The sequence below is a fragment of the Janthinobacterium sp. PSPC3-1 genome (genome assembly GCF_049896105.1).
Classification (GTDB): domain Bacteria; phylum Pseudomonadota; class Gammaproteobacteria; order Burkholderiales; family Burkholderiaceae_D; genus Janthinobacterium.
In genome coordinates, this window is record NZ_JAFCTQ010000048.1 from 1 (window position 1) to 19,453 (window position 19,453).

The 19,453-nt window shown below is 61.7% G+C and carries 17 protein-coding genes; 1 reads left to right on the forward strand and 16 read right to left on the reverse strand.

What is annotated here, in order from left to right; translation table 11 throughout:
- Positions 1-68: 68 nt before the first annotated feature.
- The 3 genes from ACP7B7_RS28465 to ACP7B7_RS28475 all read right to left on the reverse strand — a co-directional run bounded on the left by ACP7B7_RS28465 (position 69) and on the right by ACP7B7_RS28475 (position 4,776).
- On the reverse strand, positions 69-734 hold the full coding sequence (locus ACP7B7_RS28465; RefSeq protein ID WP_426078941.1) for a hypothetical protein: 666 nt from the start codon (positions 732-734) through the stop codon (positions 69-71).
- Positions 735-1,027: 293 nt separating this feature from the next.
- Complete coding sequence (locus tag ACP7B7_RS28470) at positions 1,028-3,475, reverse strand: membrane-bound PQQ-dependent dehydrogenase, glucose/quinate/shikimate family (RefSeq protein WP_426078942.1); 2,448 nt, start codon at positions 3,473-3,475, stop codon at positions 1,028-1,030.
- 89 nt (positions 3,476-3,564) lie between these two features.
- On the reverse strand, positions 3,565-4,776 hold the full coding sequence (locus ACP7B7_RS28475) for an NnrS family protein (RefSeq protein WP_426078943.1): 1,212 nt from the start codon (positions 4,774-4,776) through the stop codon (positions 3,565-3,567).
- A gap of 112 nt (positions 4,777-4,888) precedes the next feature.
- Here ACP7B7_RS28475 and ACP7B7_RS28480 point away from each other — a divergent pair, with 112 nt between their 5' ends.
- A complete protein-coding gene (locus ACP7B7_RS28480) occupies positions 4,889-5,344 on the forward strand; it encodes a GNAT family N-acetyltransferase (RefSeq protein WP_426078944.1) in 456 nt (151 codons plus the stop codon).
- 45 nt (positions 5,345-5,389) lie between these two features.
- Here ACP7B7_RS28480 and ACP7B7_RS28485 read toward each other — a convergent pair whose 3' ends face one another.
- The 13 genes from ACP7B7_RS28485 to ACP7B7_RS28545 all read right to left on the reverse strand — a co-directional run bounded on the left by ACP7B7_RS28485 (position 5,390) and on the right by ACP7B7_RS28545 (position 19,234).
- The gene (locus tag ACP7B7_RS28485; protein ID WP_426078945.1) at positions 5,390-5,716 is read right to left on the reverse strand and encodes a carboxymuconolactone decarboxylase family protein; all 327 of its coding nucleotides are present in this window, start codon (positions 5,714-5,716) and stop codon (positions 5,390-5,392) included.
- Positions 5,713-6,171 carry a hypothetical protein gene (locus ACP7B7_RS28490; protein ID WP_426078946.1) on the reverse strand — a complete coding sequence of 153 codons (459 nt, stop codon included), beginning with the start codon at positions 6,169-6,171 and terminating at the stop codon, positions 5,713-5,715. The genes ACP7B7_RS28485 and ACP7B7_RS28490 overlap by 4 nt, the downstream gene beginning before the upstream one ends.
- Before the next feature lie 79 nt (positions 6,172-6,250).
- Positions 6,251-6,814: a hypothetical protein gene (locus ACP7B7_RS28495; protein ID WP_426078947.1), complete on the reverse strand. Its 564-nt coding sequence runs from the start codon at positions 6,812-6,814 to the stop codon at positions 6,251-6,253.
- Positions 6,811-7,068 carry a hypothetical protein gene (locus ACP7B7_RS28500; protein ID WP_308920925.1) on the reverse strand — a complete coding sequence of 86 codons (258 nt, stop codon included), beginning with the start codon at positions 7,066-7,068 and terminating at the stop codon, positions 6,811-6,813. The genes ACP7B7_RS28495 and ACP7B7_RS28500 overlap by 4 nt, the downstream gene beginning before the upstream one ends.
- Before the next feature lie 59 nt (positions 7,069-7,127).
- Positions 7,128-8,027, reverse strand: coding sequence for an alpha/beta hydrolase (locus ACP7B7_RS28505; protein ID WP_426078948.1), 900 nt, complete (start codon positions 8,025-8,027; stop codon positions 7,128-7,130).
- A 121-nt stretch (positions 8,028-8,148) separates the two neighbouring features.
- The gene (locus ACP7B7_RS28510) at positions 8,149-8,811 is read right to left on the reverse strand and encodes a response regulator (protein ID WP_426078949.1); all 663 of its coding nucleotides are present in this window, start codon (positions 8,809-8,811) and stop codon (positions 8,149-8,151) included.
- Positions 8,812-8,831: 20 nt separating this feature from the next.
- The gene (locus ACP7B7_RS28515) at positions 8,832-10,733 is read right to left on the reverse strand and encodes a type IV pili methyl-accepting chemotaxis transducer N-terminal domain-containing protein (RefSeq protein WP_426078950.1); all 1,902 of its coding nucleotides are present in this window, start codon (positions 10,731-10,733) and stop codon (positions 8,832-8,834) included.
- 26 nt (positions 10,734-10,759) lie between these two features.
- Entirely contained in the window at positions 10,760-11,746 is a 987-nt protein-coding gene (gene moaA / locus ACP7B7_RS28520; protein ID WP_426078951.1) for a GTP 3',8-cyclase MoaA, read from the reverse strand.
- Positions 11,747-11,835: 89 nt separating this feature from the next.
- On the reverse strand, positions 11,836-12,582 hold the full coding sequence (locus ACP7B7_RS28525; protein ID WP_426078952.1) for a peptidylprolyl isomerase: 747 nt from the start codon (positions 12,580-12,582) through the stop codon (positions 11,836-11,838).
- Positions 12,583-12,596: 14 nt separating this feature from the next.
- Positions 12,597-13,280 (reverse strand): respiratory nitrate reductase subunit gamma, encoded by a 684-nt coding sequence (gene narI / locus ACP7B7_RS28530; protein WP_426078953.1) that lies wholly within the window; start codon positions 13,278-13,280, stop codon positions 12,597-12,599.
- A gap of 11 nt (positions 13,281-13,291) precedes the next feature.
- On the reverse strand, positions 13,292-13,981 hold the full coding sequence (narJ, locus tag ACP7B7_RS28535) for a nitrate reductase molybdenum cofactor assembly chaperone (protein WP_426078954.1): 690 nt from the start codon (positions 13,979-13,981) through the stop codon (positions 13,292-13,294).
- Positions 13,974-15,530 (reverse strand): nitrate reductase subunit beta, encoded by a 1,557-nt coding sequence (gene narH, locus ACP7B7_RS28540; protein ID WP_426078955.1) that lies wholly within the window; start codon positions 15,528-15,530, stop codon positions 13,974-13,976. The genes narJ and narH overlap by 8 nt, the downstream gene beginning before the upstream one ends.
- Positions 15,527-19,234 carry a nitrate reductase subunit alpha gene (locus ACP7B7_RS28545; RefSeq protein WP_426078956.1) on the reverse strand — a complete coding sequence of 1,236 codons (3,708 nt, stop codon included), beginning with the start codon at positions 19,232-19,234 and terminating at the stop codon, positions 15,527-15,529. Before ACP7B7_RS28545 ends, narH begins: the two co-directional genes overlap by 4 nt.
- Positions 19,235-19,453: the final 219 nt, after the last annotated feature.

Here is a 19,453-nt window from a genome sequence, read left to right on the forward strand (position 1 = left end):
GGATTTCGGGACGCATCCTACTTCTTTCTGAAAATCAAGGATGCGTTCCCCGGTAAAGTGCGATGAACCTATTTTTTGGGCAGGTATTTTTCGCGGTCAAAACCGCTGACATCAAATTCAAATACAGGCGAGCCTTGCTGGTAAATATCTGTCGAGATACGGACTCTTTTTGCCTTTTGCAAGCGCGCAAGAAACTTGTCGTAATTCCGAATAAAGATCGTCTCAGAACTATTGTCTGCCGCACCGACAGCCGCATAATTGCTCGCTTTATCTTCGTCGAAACGCACGAGTACATTGCAGTCCTCATACGAGCGACATAATATTTGCCCTTTTTTTATTGAGAAAATCAAGTCTTTGCCGTGCCTGGGGCTCGTCCTCAAGCTCAGCCTGGCATTTTGTTCGCCACTATAGGGAAAAGAAAAATTGACCGTGTTGCTACTGCTAACGGTGGCGTAATATGTATTGCCACCGCTCATCTTGTCCTCATCCGCCTGGTAATACCATTGCGCGCCAGACTGCTCTTCTTCCTTGATTTCAGGGGCACTCGCCGCGACCGCCACGGATGCTGAAACGGCCGCTGCTACCGGTGCATTTTTCGCTTTTTCAGCTGACAGTTCTGCTTCTAACGAAGCAATTTTCTTTTTCGCTGCATCAAGCTCCGCATTGGGACTGCAGGCGCTGATCAACATTAGGCTTGCAGCCAGTACCGGAACAGTTATTTTTTTCAGGAGCATGATTTCAAGGATGGAGATAAAGGCTTGAAGAGTTTATCAAAATGATTTCTCATAAGCAAACCAGCAAAATACTTATTCACCCGTACCAGCAGCCCAGGCTCCCCCGGCCAAGCGTACCTGAAAAATATCGAGGGCAAGGTGCGGCGACGCAGACAGTACGAATGGTCGGCAAGGAGCCGCAACGCCGCCATCGGCATTTTCTCAGGCCCGCGTCTCTACGGCCCGCTGCTCTTGATCTTTAAAGCCTGAACGCACACAGGCGGCACCGCATTGCGCGGTGCCGCAAGCAAGTCCTACTTGGTTTTGTCAGCCCCCTCCGGCAACGCATAGGCAATCAAGGTATCGCCCATCTTGGTTCCCAGCGAGCCGTGACCGCCGGCCATCACCACCACATACTGCTTGCCGGTTTTATCGGACACATAGCTCATCGGCGTGGCCTGGCCGCCGAACGGCAGCCGGGCCTTCCACACCACTTTGCCGTTGCGCACGTCGTAGCCGCGAATGTAATAGTCGAGCGTGCTGCTGAGGAATGCCACGCCGCCGCCGGTGGTGCTCATGCCGCCCAGGCTGGGTACGCCCAGCGGCAGCGGAATCGGCACGGGGGCGCTGTCCATGGTCGTGCCGTTTTTATGCATCCAGACTTTTTTCATGGTGCGCAGGTCGACGGCGGCCACATAGCCCCAAGGCGGCGCCTGGCAGGGGAAACCCAGCGGCGACAAAAACGGCTTGATCTCGACGGCAAACGGCGTGCCGGTCTGCGGCTGCAGGCCCATTTCCGTGCCCGTGCCGCCCTTGGCCGTGGCTTGCGCGCGCGGCACCAGCTTTTCCAGGAAACCCATGTAATCGGGGTTCAGCAGCAGCAGCTGGCGGCCCGGATCGACGGCCGCGCCGCCCCACTCGAAGATACCGAGCGGGCCCGGCGAGATGATGGCGCCCTTGATCTTGCCGGACGCCACGGTCTGCGGCGTGAATGGCCCCTCGTAGCGGTGCTGGCGGAAGATGATGCGGCAAGCCAGCTGGTCGAACGGCGTGGTGCCCCACATATCGGTTTCGCTGATGTTTTTCTCGGGCAGGAAGGTCAATGCCGAAAACGGCTGCGTGGGCGAGACACGGTCGCCGGCCGCCACATTGCCGGTCGGTACCGGCTTCTCGGGCGCGGGCACCACCAGGCTGCCGTCGCGGCGGTCGATCACATAGATATCGCCGCGCTTGGTGGTGGCGACCACCGATGGGACCTTGCCTTTCGGCGTGTCGATATCGACCAGGGTGGGCTGGCCGCCGATATCCATGTCCCAGATATCGTGGTGCACGGTCTGGTAGACCCAGCGCACCTTGCCGGTGGCCAGATCGAGCGCGACAATGGCGCTATTGTATTTTTCGCCGTTCACATTGCGGTTGCCGCCCCAGGTATCGGGCGTTTCGTTGCCCATCGGGATATACACCATGCCCAGCTTTTCATCGACGCTGGACACGCCCCAGGAATTGGGCGAATTGTTGGTATAGGTCTGGCCGGCCACGATGGGTTCGGTGGCGTCCGGTTTCGAGGCGTCCCAGTTCCACATCAGCTTGCCGGTGACGGGGTCGTAGCCGCGGATCACGCCCGACGGCTCTTCGGTCGAATCGTTGTCCGTCACGCTGGCGGCCATCACGATCATCTTTTGCGACAGGGCCGGCGGCGAGGTCGGCATCAGGAAGCCGCGCTTTTTCATCGCCATGCCGTGGTACAGGCCGATCACGCCATTCTCGCCAAAGCTCTTGCACGCTTCGCCCGTATCGGCGTTGACGGCGATCAGGGTGGCGTCCATGGTGGGTGCGAAGATGCGGCGCGGGCACTCCATGCCGGCCGCTTCCGGTGCCGGATTATCCCTGGCGCGGCCCGCGTTGACGTCCCAGTACGATACGCCACGGCAGATCATGTGCTGGTAGCTGGCCGCGTCGCGGTTGATCTTCGGATCGTGGCGCCAGATTTCCTTGCCCGTGTCCGGGTCCAGCGCGATAACGATATTGTGCGGCGTGCACAGGTACAGCATGCCGTTCACTTTCAGCGGCGTGACCTCGTTGGCGATTTCCACCGGATCGGTCGGTCCCCTGAAGTCGCCCGTATGGAATACCCACGCTTGCTTCAGCTGCGCGGCGTTGGCCGGCGTGATCTGCGTGGCCGGCGCATAGCGGTCGCCATAGCCGGAACGGCCGTAGGCCGCCCAGTCATTGGGCGCCACGCCGGGCGCGAAGTCGCCCTGCGGCGTGGCCGCCATGCTCTCGCCGGACACTTCGCCATGCAGATTATGGTAATCCTGGAACAGCGCGAAGATACCCACGGCCAGGGTCGCCACCACGGCCACCAGCAGGGCGCGCTTGCCCGTGTCCTTGCTGGCAATGCTGCGGTCGGCGCGTTCGAGGCGGCGGCCGACGAAGGGCAGCAGCAGCCAGACGGCGGCGGCGAACCAGATATCGAGGCGCGGCAGCAGCTGCCACCAGTCGAACTTCACCTCGAAAATCGACCAGATCAGGGTGGCGGCCAGCAAGAAGGCCAGGAAGGAGCGCGCCGTGCGGCGGCCCTTGAACACCAGCGCGCCGGCGACGATCATGCCGAGACCGGCCAGGATGTAATACCAAGAGCCGTCCAGGGTCAGCAGCCAGATGCCGCCGCCCGCCAGTATCAGCCCCAATAATATAAAGACAATGCCGGTCACCAGCAGCAGTGGTCCGGGCCGCGCAGTAGCAGAGCCAGAGGGAGTCATGATGATCCTGGTCAAGAATGGAGAGGAATATCCATACTATCCCGATAATGATTTGGTCGTCAGAAGTCTGCTTGGGTCGTGTGCGCGCCCTATCCTTCCCGGCCATCGACCCGTGGCCGCCACAGATACGGCGCATACGTCACGGCATACAAGATGAAAGCCACTGACCAGCACACACCCGCCGCCAGCAGCGCCGGCATGGCCAGCGAGGCCGGCCCCACGGCCGCCAGCAAACGCGCCACGGCGCCCAGCTGCACCAGCCAGTACATGGCCGCCTCCCTGGCGCCCGCCTTCAGCGGCCGGCCCGTGTGACCCAGGGTGGTGCGCGTCATCATGCCGATGATCAGTCCGGCCATCGAGCCCACCGCCAGCGCATGGAAGGCCGCGCTGGCCGGCAGCCAGTGCAGGCTGGCGCAAGCCAGCAGCGCAAAGCCGATGCCTATCCAGGCATACGACAGATGCAGTATCCACAGCAGCGGCACGCGCAGGGTGCGCTGCGGTTGCCAGGCCAGCAGGTTGGCCAGCGACATGGCGCTCGCCGCCAGGCACAACGGCGCCGTCAACAGGCCCGGCGCGCCGGCCAGCCAGCTGACGCCTGCCAGCGCCATCAAGCCAACCGCCGCCAGCGCCCGCTTCGGGCTGGCCACCGGCGTGCTGCCAGGCGCGCCATTGCGGGTAAACATGGGAATCACGCGCGCACCGATCACCGATTCGATCAGGACGATAATAAGAATTGCCGCCTGCACGGGAATAAAATACGACAGCGCCAGCAGGCCCATCGCTGCCGCGTGATACAGGCCGTTGGCGAGCGTCAGCAGCGCCAGCAGGCCGACCAGGAACAGGTTACGGTGATTGCCCGAGCGATGCAGCACCTGGAACAGGGGCCAGGCCGACAAGGGCAGGAACAGCATGTCGATGGCGGCCGCCACCGCCGCCGGCGCCACCAGCATCGCCACCCTGCCCGCCAGCCAGACCGCCGCCAGCGCCATCAGGTGCCAGCCGTGCGGTGTCGGCAGCCCGGTCCAGTTGCGCCCGGCCGTGAACAAAAACCCCACCACCACCGCCACCGCAAAGCCGAACACCATCTCATGCATATGCCAGCCCATGCTGACCTGCAGCGTCGCGGTGGTCACGCCCAGGTAACTGGCCAGCCACAGCGGAATGCTGACGGCCGCAAACAGTGCGGCCAGCAGGTAAAACGGGCGAAAACCGAGCTGCCAGACGGGGTGGCCCGGCTGCCAGGGCAAGGCGCTTCGGGCGGGCAAGGGACGGGAGGGTTCGCTGATGGTATTGAGGGCCATGATGGACTCGCGCTTAAAGATATATTCAATATACTACTTTAAACCGACAATCTCCGCTATCGGCAAAAATGACTAGGGCTATAATCTTCCATCCACCATCATCGCCACCACCATGCCACAGATCGCCTTCGAATCCCCCGACCAGCCCGAGATCATCGCCCTGATCGCCGACCTGGACGCCTACCAGTTGACCCTGTATCCGCCCGAATCCGTGTATGCGCTGGACTTGCAGGCACTATTGCAGCCGCATGTGAAATTCGCCGTGGCGCGCGATGCGGACCAGGCCATCGTCGGTTGCGCCGCCGTGGTACTGAACTCCGGATATGGTGAAATCAAACGCATGTATGTGAAACCGGCAGTGCGCGGACTGGGAGCAGCAAAGAAACTGATGGCGCTGCTGGAACAGGCGGCGCGCGATGCGGCCTGCCCGTTGATGACGCTGGAGACGGGACCGTTGCAGCCCGAGGCGATTGCCTTGTATGAGCGCCAGGGGTTCGAGCGCTGCGGGCCGTTTGGCGATTATCGCGACGATCCGCTCAGCGTGTTCATGCAAAAACGGCTGGTGTAGCGCTTCTTTGCGTCAACGCCCCTTCAATTCGGCATGCGATGCTGCTTAAGGCACGCCTTGATGCTCTCGCCCATCATAAGCCTCGACGGCAACGGGGACGGCGCCTATCACCACCGCCCCGGCTGCAGGCAAGCCGATCAGGACGGCACTCAAGACCTCCTGCCGCGATGCGCCATGCGATTTGGCTGACAGCACATGAAATGGAATACCGGAGGTATTGCCGGTGGCGGCCAGCACGGCGATATAGGCCAGCTCTTCGGTCTTTTTATCGAGGGCGCTGGCGACATCGAGTGATTGGGCCACTTGCATCCACGCCGCAGCATGCGCCGGCGCTTCTTGCATAAAGCATGCAAATGCTGGTGAAACGCTCATGATGCATCCTTTCTGTCTTTTTCAAATATCGGTTTCATTATTTCTCGCGGACGCAATGCATAGGCGAGTGCGCCAACGGACAAACCCGTCACAACTGCCGCCAGTGTCGTTCTTATCGCTGCGTCATTAAAAAAGAGCAGGAACGGAACCAGCGCTCCGGCCATGCAAACTATCCACCATCGAAGCGATTCAAATCTTTGCAGCAAAAAATATAGCGGCAAGCCGATCATGACAATACCGAAAAATGACATTGGTACGCCCAGGATAACGCCGAATAACAAGCCTATGCCTAGGTCACTCAGCATGCCGGCATCCGAGCTGCCCATTCCGGCGATGGTCATGACGGGGATGCTGGCCAAGGGAGCGATCAATATTGAACGCCATGGCATTGCATATTTGGCTGACCCTACAAGCATTTCCGTCTCCTGGTTTGCGAAAGCTGATTTTTCAATCATATCGGACTGGTAGCAGAAGCATGCGGCACTTTTAAATAATCACTGGCAAAAAAATACCTGACAACCATTTTCATGGCCTTCATTTCCAAAAAGGATTGTCGCTTGATTTGAAATGTCCAAACAGCGATTCACAAGGCCAGCCATCATCGGCAACGACGTTGCAATCGCTGGCGTGCACGCAATCATGGAGCAGCCTGACCGGGTCGGCAATGGCCGGAAGGGAAAAAGCCGCCACGATCCGCTGCGTGGCGGCCGGAACTTCCTCGTCATCGGGGCCGTCCCGCTCAAGCAACCCGGCGGTCCTGCGCATCTCTTCCAGATTGCCGCCGCCTGAAAATTTGAGCAGATCATGCCAGCCAGGGATCGCCATCATCACGGCAAGCAGCTCGGCAAGATTGGACGCAATGCGGCCGGCCTGGCCTTCGGAGCTGACATAAAGAATGGGGCGACGTTCGATCTCGCCGTCGCCATAAGCGAGAAAAACGCCACCGCTGCTGTCACCGGCAACCGCTGAAAACGCCTGTTGCGGCGCCAGTTTGATCCAGGCGTAGTCGCGGGCAGCGCGGCCCAGATCGAAGTCGAAGTGCAAGGCCAGATCGTGCATGGCGGACTGGGATTTTTTTATATCGGCGAGTATCGTCATGGGATGAAGAAAACAATCAATGCGGCAAACAGGCCAAGACCAACTCCCAGTGAAAAAGCATGGGCAACCGGGCCTCTGGACCACGGCAGATAATGCCACACACCGCCACCAGCAAAGGCGAAACTGATGAGCAAAACGCCAAATAGCAAGCGGGTATTCATCAGGAAGGTAAGGAAATAAAACGACATAGCCGCCGAACTGCAAAGCGTGGCAATCACAAGAATATATAAAATATTTTTGAAATCATATGTCATTTTTTCTGCCTCATAAATGACAGTATCAGAAGATTACCCATCTGCCAACCCGGCACCACTCACTTCGACGAACTCAGATATGCCCGCAATCCATGCGTCAATACCAGAGGAAACACGCTGGCGTGATCCTCGTCATCAAACACGCGCATGCGGGTCTTGAGACTGGCGAATTTGTGCGATTTCAACTTGGCGTCGAATTCGCGCAGATCCTCGACCATGTCCGCATCCTCTTCGGAACGCGAACGCTTTTTCCCCGGCGCCAGCCGTTCCAGGCCGCCGATGCCGAAAAATACCGAGGCCGGCAAATCCTTGTGCGCCCTGGCATAGGCGCGCTCCCGGTCGAACATGACGCCGGCGTCGTACCACAGCGACGGGCTGCCGAGTATGTAATGATTGAAGGTGCGTGGCTCGGTCAACAGCATTTGCAAGCCCAGCAGGCTGCCGTAGGAATGGCCGATAAACACCTTGCGCTCCATATTGACGCGGTAGGTGCTCGCAATCATGGGCAACACTTCGGCAGACAGGAACTGGCCATACGCCGCCGCTTCGCCAAACAACGCCTTGCGTCCCGGCATATCCGAGCGATAGGTATGGTTGCGCGGCACCGTCGGCGTGTAATCGCGGCGGCGGCTGAACACGCCGTCATCGCCCTTCGCATACGACAGGCCGACCACCACCACTTCCTCCATCCCGGCATGCCTGGCCAGGCGCTGGGCGATATTGCGCACCACGGGAAACGCATAATTGGCGTCGACGACAAACAATACCGGGTAGCGCTTCTTGCTGTCGCGGTAGGAGTCGGGCAATGCCACGTAGACCTGGTAATCGCGGTTCAATGCCGTGGCATGGATATCGCGCACCTCGGTTTGGTCGAGAACATACGGTGGCGTGCCGGAGGCGGCCAGCGGGGCGCTGAGCGTGGCGCACAGTGCCATGAACAGAATAATGGGCTTCAACATAGACTTGTTTCCTCGACTGAATGACGACGGCAGACATGATGGCATGTGACATGCGTCACACATCATGCGACATCTGTCACACGTCGTCAAGCATTTTGCGCCGGCGTCGAAACCGGCAGCCTCACTTCCCCTGTCGATGCTCGACCGCATATACGGCCGCCTGCACCCGGCTGTTCAGGTTCAGCTTTTTCAGCACGTTCTGCACATGGATCTTGACCGTGCTTTCCGCCAGGTCCAGGGTGCGGGCGATGCCCTTGTTGCTTTCGCCGCGCGACAGGCAGTCGATGATTTCCTTTTCGCGCGGGGTCAGCTTGTCCAGTTCCGACGCCGGTTCCTCGCGCCGCGTGCCGGCCTGCAGCTGGGCCACCAGCTTGCCCGTCATCGCTTCGGCGATCACCACTTCGCCGGCGGCGGCGCGGCGGATCGCGCGCACCAGGTAGTCGGCGTCGATATTTTTGATCAGGTAGCCGCAGGCGCCCGCGCGCAGCGCCGTGGCCAGGTCGTCGGCGTCTTCCGAGACGGTCAGCATGACGATGGCGGTGCCGGGGCAATCGTGCTGCATCAGCTGCAGTGCTTCCACGCCCGACATGCCGGCCATGTTCAGGTCCAGCAGCACCACGTCGGGCTGCAGCTGGATCGCGCGCTTGATGCCTTCGACGCCGTCGGCCGCCTCGCCCACCACGGCAAATTCATCGTGGCGCTGCAGCAGCGAGCGTATGCCGCTGCGAAACAGGGCATGGTCGTCGACCAGCATGACGGTAATCGGTTTGTCGGGAGTGTCCATGATGATCCTTTGTATAGTGCTCATGCGGCCCGGCGCTGTTCGCGCGGCAGGTGCAATTCGATGGTGGTGCCGCATCCCGGCGAGGCATGCACGTCAAAGGTGGCGGCTATACGCTCCGCCCGTTCGCGCATGATGTGCAGGCCGACATGGCTTTCGCCTTTTTCCAGCACGGCGGCGGCGTCGAAACCGACGCCGTTGTCGCTGACGGTCAGCGTGAAATCCTGGTCGTCGGCCAGCCGCACTTCGACATGGCTGGCCTGGGCATGCTTGCGGATATTCGACAGCGCTTCCTGCACGATGAATAGTAACTGCAATTGCTGCTCACGCGGGAACGGCGCGCCGTCGACATCGGCCAGCAGGTCGGCGGCGATGCCGGTCTGGCGGCGGAATTTGTCGAGCGCGGCGCGCAGGGAGCCGATCAGGTCGTCCTCCATCAGGCGGCTGCGAAAGTTCAGCAGCAGCTCGCGCACGTCATCATAGCTTTCCTTGATGCCCGCCTGCAGGGCCGGCACGATGTCTTCCACCTGGTCGTAGCGGGCCTTGCGCACCGAGTCGTCCAGCATCTGTACCTGCAGGTTCAGGAAGTTCAGGCTTTGCGCGATGCTGTCGTGCAGGCCCTGGGCCACCAGGTTGCGCTCTTCCGACACCGCCATCTCGCGCTCGCGCGCGGCCAGGCGCAGGTTTTCCAGCGCGATGCCCAGCAGCTGGCCCAGGGTTTCGAGCAGGGCCAGCTCGCGCTCGGAAAACACGCGCGCATGACGGAAATGCAGGTTGAAAAAGCCCATGTGCTGTTCATGCGCGTGTATCTGGAACACGGAGACGGTGGCAAAGCCTTCGCGGTGGCATTTCAGTTCGTGCGCGCGGTCGATGCGGCGCATGTCGTGGATCCTGGCGACGTTTTCCCGCACGGCCGTGCCGCACAGGCAGTCGCCCACTTTCAGGCAGTGCTCGGACGCCACCAGTTCCTCCGACAAGCCCGTATGCACCACCATGTGCAGGTTGCCGCGCTCGGCGTCCAGCACGCGCACGGTGGAACCGTCGGCTTCGAAATAGGCGACGATGCGCTCCATGAAGCCGCCGCACAGCGCTTCGAGCGGCTGCGGACGCTGCAAGAAGGCGGCGCTTTCGTACAGCAAGGCCAGCTCGCGGTTGCGGTATTCCAGGGTGGCGGTCTTGCTGCGCACGCCCTCTTCCAGGTTGCCGTACAGGGCCTGCAAACGGTCGGCCATCTGGTTGAAACCGCTGGCCAGCTGGCCGAATTCGTCATTGCTGTCGACCGCCAGGCGCACGCTGAAGTCGCGCTCCTTCATGCGCTGCATGCCCAGCCGCAGCCGCGTCACCGGTTCGATAATCAGCATGAACATCAGGTAGATCATGCTGACCGTGCCCACCACCGCCATGCCCACCAAAATCAGCTGCGAGCCGCGCAGCCAGAAGGTGCGCTGCTCGCTGTCGCGCTCGATCAATCTCACCAACTGATCGACCTGGCCGGCGAAGCCTTGCGCTTCCTGCTCGAACAGCCGCGCCTGGGCGGCGGAACTGACCGCCAGCGCGGCCGGGCGCAGTTCTCGCTGCCAGGCCTGGACGATGCGTTCGAATTCGGTCTTGATGGCGGCGGACGGCGGCAGGAACAGGGGGCGCTGCGGATCGCCGCGGCCGATCTTGCCCAGCATGTCGTCGACCAGCAGCACTTGCGGCTGCACGCCGGAACGGCTCTCGCTCCCCACCAGCAGGGTCAAGCGGTAAGTCTGCATGCGCAGCCGGCCGGTTTCATTGATGGCGGCCGAACTGCCTTCGAGCTGCCAGGACAAAAACAGGGTACAGGCGATGGCCGTCAACGCCAGGGCCAGCATGCCCAGCAAGGCGCCGACGATCTTGGTCGAGAGTTTTTGCCACGAGGAGATCATCTGATTGAAACTCATGCTGTTCCTAGTCTATGCCGTGCCCTTCACCCACCCGTTTGCGCCATGAAACGGATGATCTTGTCCGGCCGCGTATTGAAATCATGCTGCTGCGGCTTCAGTTCGATGGCCAGGCGGATGGCCGCTTCCAGTTCCGCGTCGCTGGCTCCGCCGCGCAGCATGGGGCCGAACGCGAATTTTTCTTCCTGCCCCAGGCACAGGTACAGGGTGCCGTCGACGGACAGGCGCACGCGGTTGCAGGTCGCGCAGAAATGCTGCGACATCGGCGTGATAAAGCCGATGCTGGCCTGCCCGTCCGCCGTCGACAGATAGCGCGCCGGCCCGCCACCGAGTTCCAGCGCCTGCGGCACCAGGCCGAATTTTCGCGTCAGGCGCTCGCGCACGGCACCTAGCGGCATGTACTGCGCATTGCGCCCCGTGCTGCCCATCGGCATCGCTTCGATCAGGCGCAACATGAAGTGCTGCTCGATGCAGAATGACGCCATCGCCTCGATCTGATCGTCATTAATGCCGCGCATGGCCACCATATTGATCTTGATCGGATCGAAACCGGCCGCCTTGCCCGCCATCAGGCCGTCGAGTATCGGCTGCAGGCTGTCGCGGCCAGTAATCGTCTGCATGCAGGCGCGGTCCAGCGAGTCCAGGCTGACATTGATGCGGCTCACCCCCGCCGCGCGCAGCGCCACCGCATGGCGGCCAAGTTGCGTGGCATTGGTCGACAGCGACAGATCCCGCAGGCCGGGCAGCGCGGACAAGCGCCCCGCCAGCTCCGGCAGGTGGCGCCGCAACAGCGGCTCGCCCCCCGTCAGGCGCACGCGGCGCGTACCGAGCCGCACGAAAATGCCCAGCAGGCGCTCGATCTCGTCGAACGTGAGCCAGTCCTTCGGCTCTTCGAAACCGCGAAAACCCTTGGGCATGCAATAACTGCAACGCAAATCGCAGCGGTCGGTCACCGACAAGCGCAAATAGTCGATGGACCTGCCGAAGCGGTCCTGCAACATGGAACCGGACATCGCCCTACTCCTGTTTCATCATCTGATTGTAAAGGTTGAAGCCACGCTTGGCTGTACCCCGGAAGGGCCAGGCACCTAGTCACTTTGGCCTATTGCACCAGCGGACTGTCCGTGCCTTCGAGCTCCACGCCGTCGATCTTGGCGCGCCCGACCAGCAGATGCAGATACTGGTGCACGGCACGCTGCCAGGCCGCGCGCGACAGCCGGTCGGCGATCTGCGCCTGCACCGCCTCGTACGCGATCGCCTTGCCTTCGATACGGCGCAGCACCTGCACGATGTGGTAGCCGAAGCGCGTTTCCAGCAAGCGCCCGGCCAGCTCGCCTTCGTCCAGCCGGAAAACCAGCGCATCGAACTCCGGCACGCTCTGGCCCGGCGACAGCTGGCCCAGGTTGCCACCCAGGGCGCCCGAGGGGCAGTTCGAATACTGGCCCGCCAGCTCCGCGAAACGCTCCGGCGCGGCTTTCAAGGCGTCGAGCACGGCCTGCGCGGTGGTGCGCAGCAGGTCCAGTGGCGCCTCGGGCGTCACCTGGAACAGGATATGGCGCGCTTCCACCAATGCGCCGCTGCGGAACAGCTGCGGGCGCTGCGCATAAAACGTGCGGCAGGCGGCGTCGTCGGCGACCGGCACTTTCACTTCCTGCGCAAACAGCGCTTCGACCAGGTCGTCATCGCTGGCGGCGCACAAGCCCAGGCGCCGTGCTTCATCGAGCAGCAACCGGCGCAGCACCAGTTCGTGCACCGCCTGTTTCAGGGGATTGCCGGCGCCCTGATGATGCGCCAGCTCCTGTTCCACTTCCGTGTCGTCGATATCGACGCCATTCACTGATATACCCATGATGCTTCTCCTTGTTAGCGCCGGCGTACCAGCTGCCAGGTGCGGCCCAGATAGGCCACGGCGCCAAAGCCGCTCCATACATGCACCAGGCGGGTGAACGGGAAGATGACGAACAGCGACATGCCCATGAACAGGTGCAGCTTGAAGATCCACGGCGCGTCAACGATAAAACCGGCGGCGTCGCCACGGAAAGTGACCACGTGCTGGGCCCAGGTCATCAGGAGCACCATCATGTGGCCGTCCATGTGCGAGGCCGAGACAAAGATCGACGACAGTCCCAGTAACAGGGTCAGCAAGATCCACAGCAGCACCAGCTTGTCCTTGAAGGTGGTGCGGGCGGCCACGCGGTCATTGCCGAAGCGGCGCGCCAGCAGCATCAGGATGCCGACCAGGCACAAGGTGCCCATGACGCCGCCGGCCACCATGGCCACCGTCTGCTTGACGCCGTGGGTGACGCCCAGCGCATCCCACACCCAGACGGGGGTCAGCAGGCCGGCCGCATGGCCGAAGAACAGGCCCAGTATGCCGACGTGGAACAGCGGGCTGCCAAGGCGCAGCATGCCCGTATTGAGCACCTGGCTCGATTCCGATTTCCAAGTGTATTGCTCGCGGTCGAAACGCGCCAGGCTGCCGAGCAGGAAGATCGCCAGCGCGATATAGGGATAAATCCCGAACACAAATTGATGCAGGTAGTTCATGACGCTCTCCTTCAGTGATGCGGTGCTGCCGCCTTGGGATAGAAATTGACGGGATGGGTTCCACCCGGACCCGCCCCGGCCAGGCCGCCAGGCTTGAGCAGCGGCTCGATGCCGTCCGCGCCGGGTCCGAAGGTTTCCAGCGCTTCGTCCATGTCGCGGACCGGCGGCTCGCTCAGTTCCTCGGCCTGGACCGGCGTCAGTGTCTGCAGCAGGTCGAACACGCAGGCGTAGCTGCTGCCATTGGCGCGCAGCTTGCGGCCGATATAGGCCAGCACGTGGATGGCGTCGCCCAGCAGGCGCTCGGCTTCCGGCGGCTCCTGCTGCGACAAAAACTCCAGGAACAGCGGCACATAGTCGGGCAAATCGTCGCCCACCATCTGCAGGCCGTGGCGGCTGTATTCGGCCAGCAGGTCGACCATGGCCTGGCCCCGGTCGCGCGATTCGCCGTGGATATGCTCGAACAGGTGCAGCGACTGCGACGGGTTGCGGTCGAAGGTCATCACATATTGCTGCTGCAGGTCGATCAGCGCGGTGGCCTGCAAGTGCGCCAGCAGCGGCCGCAGGGTCGCCTGCCAGGCCGGCAGGGTGTCAAGCAGCAGGCCATTCAGTGCGGGCAGCTCCTGCTGCAGTTCCGGCTCCGGGTACAACAGCAATGCCGACAGCACCTGGTAGCCCTGCATGGTATTCAGATGATCAGACATCGAGGCTCTCCTTTTTTTTACGCGACTTCGGCATTGCCATGAAAATCTCCGAGCCGTGCTTGCGCTTGCCGAACAGGCTGGCGTCGCTGGTGCCGTCCGAGCAGCCGTTGCCAAAAGTGAAGCCGCAGCTGCCCTTGTCGTTGAAGCTGTCTTCGGCCATTTCCTTGTGGCTGCTGGGGATCACGAAACGGTCTTCGTAGTTGGCGATCGCCATGATGTGGTACATGTCTTCCACGGTGGCCGCATCCAGGCCCACCTGCTCCAGCACCGCCAGGTCGGGCGTCGGCGCCACATGCTTGCTGCGCATATAGGCACGCATGGCCAGCATGCGGTCCAGGGCGCGGATCACGGGCGGCTGGTCGCCGGCCGTCAGCAGGTTGGCCAGGTATTGCACCGGGATGCGCAGGCTGGACGTGTCCGGCAGGATGCCGTTCTTGCCCAGCTTGCCCGATTCGGCGGCGGCCTGGATCGGCGACAGCGGCGGGATATACCACACCATCGGCAAGGTGCGGTATTCGGGATGCAGCGGGAAGGCCACCTTCCACTCGACCGCCATCTTGTAGACCGGCGAACGTTGGGCCGACTCCAGCCACGAGTCCGGGATGCCCTGGCGGCGCGCCTCGTCGATCACGGCCGGGTCGTGCGGGTCGAGGAAGAGATTCAGTTGCGACGGATACAGGTCGCGCGGATCGGCCACCGAGGCCGCCGCTTCGATCCTGTCGGCGTCGTACAGCAGCACGCCCAGGTAACGGATGCGGCCGACGCAAGTTTCCGAGCACACGGTGGGCTGGCCCGCCTCGATGCGGGGGAAGCAAAAGGTGCACTTCTCGGCCTTGCCGGACGACCAATTGTAGTAAATCTTCTTATACGGGCAACCGGAGATGCACATGCGCCAACCGCGGCACTTGTCCTGGTCGATCAGCACGATGCCGTCGTCCTCGCGCTTGTAGACCGAGCCCGATGGACAGGATGCGACGCAAGTAGGGTTCAGGCAATGCTCGCACAGGCGCGGCAGATACATCATGAAGGTGTTCTCGAAGGTGCCGTACATCTCCTTCTGCATATTGTCGAACAGCGCATCCTGGCTGCGCTGGGCAAATTCGCCGCCCAGGTCATCCTCCCAATTCGGGCCCCACTCGATCTTGTCCATCTTCTTGCCGGTCAAAACCGAGATCGGCCGCGCCGTCGGCGGCGTTTCCGACAAGGGCGCGTTCTGCAGGCGCTCGTAGTCAAACGTGAACGGCTCGTAGTACTCGTCGATCTGCGGCAGGTTCGGGTTGGCGAAGATATTGGCCAGGATTTTCAAACGGCTGCCCTGGCGCGGCTCGATCTTGCCGGCCGCGGTACGACGCCAGCCGCCATTCCACTTCTCCTGGTTTTCCCACTGTTTCGGATAGCCGATGCCAGGCTTGGTTTCCACGTTGTTGAACCACGCGTATTCCACGCCATCGCGGCTGGTCCACACGTTCTTGCAGGTGACGGAACAGGTGTGGCAGCCGATGCACTTGTCCAGGTTCAGCACCATGCCGATTTGCGCTCTGATTTTCATGCCATGCTCCCTTGTTCTTCCAGCAACGGGCCTTCGAGCCAGTCGATCTTGTTCATCTTGCGGACCAACACGAATTCATCGCGGTTCGAGCCCACCGTGCCGTAGTAGTTGAAACCCCACGACAGCTGCGCGTAGCCGCCTATCATGTGGGTCGGCTTGGTGACGGCGCGCGTCACCGAGTTGTGGATGCCGCCCCGCTTGCCCGACTGCTCGGAACCGGGCACATTGATGATCTTTTCCTGTGCGTGGTACATCAACGTCATTCCCTCCGGTACGCGCTGGCTGACGATGGCGCGCGCCGTCAGGGTGCCGTTCACGTTGAACACTTCGATCCAGTCGTTGTCGACGATGCCGGCGTTCTTCGCATCAATCTCGGACAGCCACACATGGGGGCCGCCGCGCGACAGGGTCAGCATGCGCAGATTGTCCGAATACGTCGAGTGGATGCCCCATTTCTGGTGCGGCGTAATGAAGTTCAGCGCAATTTCCTTGTTGCCGTTCGGCGTGGCACCGAGCATCTGCGTGGTGGTTTTGGTGTTGATGGCCGGCTTGTACACGCACAACCCTTCGCCAAAATCACGCATCCAGCGGTGATCCTGGTAAAACTGCTGGCGGCCCGTCAGCGTGCGCCAGGGGATCAGTTCATGCACATTGGTATAGCAGGCGTTGTAGCTGACTTCTTCCGACTCCAGGCCCGACCAGGTCGGCGACGAGATGATCTTGCGCGGCTGGGCCTGCACGTCGCGGAAGCGGATGGTGTCGTGCTCGCGCGGCAGCGCCAGGTGGGTATGGTCGCGGCCCGTGATTTTGGACAGCGCGGCCCAGGCCTTGACGGCCACGTGGCCATTGGTTTCCGGTGCCAGCGACAAAATCATCTCGGCCGCATCGATGGCCGTGTCCAGCCTTGGCTGGCCATGCGCCACGCCCTCGGCCAGCACGGTGCGGTTGATGCCGCGCAGGACCTCGACTTCATGGCCGGTCTTCCAGCTGATGCCCTTGCCGCCATTGCCGATGTTTTCCAGCAGTGGGCCGATCGAGGTGAACTTCTGGTAAATCTTGGTGTAATCGCGTTCGATGACGGTAAAGTTGGGCATGGTCTTGCCCGGTATCGGCTCGCACTCGCCGGCGCGCCAGTCTTTCGGGTCGAAGGGCTGGCCCAGTTCACCGGGGGTGTCGTGCATCAGGGGCGTGAGGACGATATCCTGCTGGGTGCCCAGATACGCCCCGCCGATTTCCTCGAATTTCCTGGCGATGCCCTTGTAAATATCCCAGTCCGACTTCGATTGCCACAGCGGCTGCACGGCTTCCGACAGCGGGTGGATGAAGGGGTGCATGTCGGACGTGTTCAGGTCGTCCTTTTCATACCAGGTGGCAGTCGGCAGCACGATGTCGCCATACAGGCAAGTGGTCGACATGCGGAAGTCCAGCACCACCAGCAGATCGAGCTTGCCTTCGGCGGCCGGACGCACTTTCACGTCGCGCGGCTTGATGCAGTTGTTCTCGTCGCTCATCAGGGCGTTCTGCGTGCCCAGCAAATACTTGAGGAAGTACTCGTGGCCCTTGCCCGAACTGCCCAGGATATTCGAGCGCCAGACAAACATATTGCGCGGGAAGTTGGCCGGATTGTCCGGATCGTCGCAGGAAAATTCAAGCTGTTTGTTCTTGATCTGGCTGACGGCATAATCGACCGGATTGACGCCGGCGGCCAAAGCGGCGCGCGTCACTTCCAGCGGATTGGTCTGCAGCTGCGGCGCGGACGGCAGCCAGCCCATGCGCTCGGCCTTGGCGTTGTAGTCCAGCAGCGTCATCGGCGCCACGTCGGGGCCGGCCGTCGGCGAGGCGATTTCCTCGGTGTGCAGCTTTTCATGGCGCCACTGGCTGGTATGGGCATAGAAGAACGAAGTGCCGTTCATCTGGCGCATGGGGCGGTTCCAGTCCTGGGCGAAGGCCAGCGGCGTCCATCCCGTTTGCGGCCGCAGCTTTTCCTGGCCCACGTAATGGGCCCAGCCACCACCCGATTGACCCACGCAGCCGCACATCATCAGCATATTGATGATGCCGCGATAGGTCATGTCCATGTGGTACCAGTGATTCAGCGCCGCGCCGACGATGACCATGCTCTTGCCGCGCGTCTGGTCGGCGTTCTCGGCAAACTGGCGCGCCACGGTGATCACGTCCGCCGCTTTTACGCCAGTATGCTTGACCTGCCAGGCTGGCGTATAGGGCACGTCGTCGTCATAGCCGGTGGCGACATTGCCGCCGCCCAGGCCACGGTCCACGCCATAATTGGCCAGTGTCAGGTCGAACACGGTGGCCACCAGCACGCTCGTGCCGTCGGCCAGCACCAGGCGCATGGCCGGCACATTGCGCATCAACATGTCGCTGCTGTCTTTGCCGCCGAAATACGGGAAGCCGACGGACACCACCTCGTCGCTATTGCCCAGCAAGGACAGCTGCGGATCGACGGGCGCGCTGTTGCCGCCCTCTTTCATCTCCAGGTTCCACTTGCCCGCTTCGCCCCAGCGAAAACCGATGGAGCCGGCCGGCGCCACGATGCGGCCGGACGCTTCGTCGATGACCAGGGTTTTCCAGTCCGGGTTGTTGGTTTCGTCGAGGTTGTTGGCCAGGTGCGAGGCGCGCAGGAAGTATTCGGGCGCCAGGATGCCGTTCTGCTCTTTCAACAGCACCAGCATCGGGAAATCCGTGTACTGCTTGGCGTACTCCTTGAAGTAGGCCGATTGATGGTCTTTATGGTATTCGTTGAGGATCACATGGCCCATGGCCATGGCCAGCGCGGCGTCGGTGCCCTGCTTCGGCGCCAGCCAGATATCGCCGAACTTGGCCATTTCGCCGAAGTCGGACGACACGGCGACGGTTTTCGTGCCCTTGTAGCGCACTTCGGTATAAAAGTGGGCGTCGGGCGTGCGTGTCATCGGCACGTTCGAGCCCCATACCATCAGAAAGGTGGAGTTGTACCAGTCGGCCGATTCCGGCACGTCGGTCTGTTCACCCCACACTTGCGGGCTGGCCGGCGGCAAATCGCAGTACCAGTCATAAAAGCTCAGCGCCACGCCGCCGATCAGTGACAGGTAGCGCGTGCCGGCCGCATAGCTGACCATCGACATGGCGGGAATCGGCGAAAACCCCACGATGCGGTCAGGGCCATACTTCTTGATCGTCAGCGCATTGGCGGCCGCGATCATCTCGTTCGATTCATCCCAGGTGGCGCGCACGAAGCCGCCCAGGCCGCGTATCGATTTGTACTGCTGCGAGCGCACGGGGTCCTGGCTGATGTAGTCCCAGGCGGTGACCGGATCCATGGTCTTGCGCGCTTCGCGCCACATTTCCATCAGCCGGCCACGGATCATCGGATACTTCACGCGCTGGGCCGAATACACATACCAGGAATAGCTGGCGCCACGCGGGCAGCCGCGCGGCTCGTGGTTGGGCAGGTCCGGGCGGGTGCGCGGATAGTCGGTCTGCTGGGTTTCCCAGGTGATCAGGCCATTCTTGACATACACCTTCCAGCTGCAGGAACCGGTGCAGTTGACACCGTGCGTGGAACGCACGATCTTGTCATGCTGCCAGCGCTGGCGGTACGCGTTTTCCCAGGTGCGGTCTTCATCGACCACGGTGCCATGACCGTTCGAAAACGGCTCGGCGCGCTTGTTGAAAAATTTAAGACGGTCCAGAAAGTGACTCATGCTACCTCCACACATGCGCCGCGGGGCGGCGCCAGGTCATTAAAACGCTGCAAGCTGAATGGCTCAAGCGTCGATGCAATGAGTCTAGCGAGCCGCTACCTTGCGCGGTATTGGCAGGAAGTCGGTTTTCGGCACCAGGAATGCATAGGGGGATAGGCACTAATGCCTATGGGCGCACGCTCGCCGCTGCGGTATACCTGTCAGCCTTCACCATTCACA